The 400-nt window shown below is 64.0% G+C and carries 1 protein-coding gene; it reads right to left on the bottom strand.

The window, feature by feature from the left end; all coding sequences use genetic code 11:
- Positions 1-25: 25 nt before the first annotated feature.
- Positions 26-400: HNH endonuclease signature motif containing protein (locus ACXR2W_RS14160; protein ID WP_489948868.1), on the bottom strand; the 375-nt coding region annotated here is incomplete at its 5' end.

Below are 400 nucleotides of genomic sequence, written 5' to 3'. Positions count from 1 at the left end.
CCGTCGAGACGCGGGAAGCTGGTGTTTACAAGGCCAATGCGCCCCGAGTCGGCATAATCCACCGGTCGTCATAATGCAAGTTATGCCGACGTCGGCATAAGGCGCAGAGGGCGATCCCTCGATCGATGTCGGTGCGGCCCTGGTCGGAGTGCCAGTGGTCAATATGGTGCGCTTCGCAGTACGAAGAGGGTCGATCACAGCCCGGCCAACGACACCCGCCATCACGGGCGGCGAGGGCAATGCGTTGCGCCCCGTTGTAGAGCCGCTGCTCGCGCCCCACGTCGAGGGGGTTGTAGTCTTCGTCGACCGTGACGTACACGACACCGGCGTTGCAGCGCTGCTTGGCGACGACCGCGTCAGAAGTGATGGTGAGGCCGTCTTCGTACCAGGCGACCACCCC

Source organism: Leucobacter faecis, assembly GCF_054456695.2.
The sequence above is the reverse complement of the archived record's forward strand: the minus strand, read 5'-3'. Positions and strand labels throughout refer to the sequence as shown.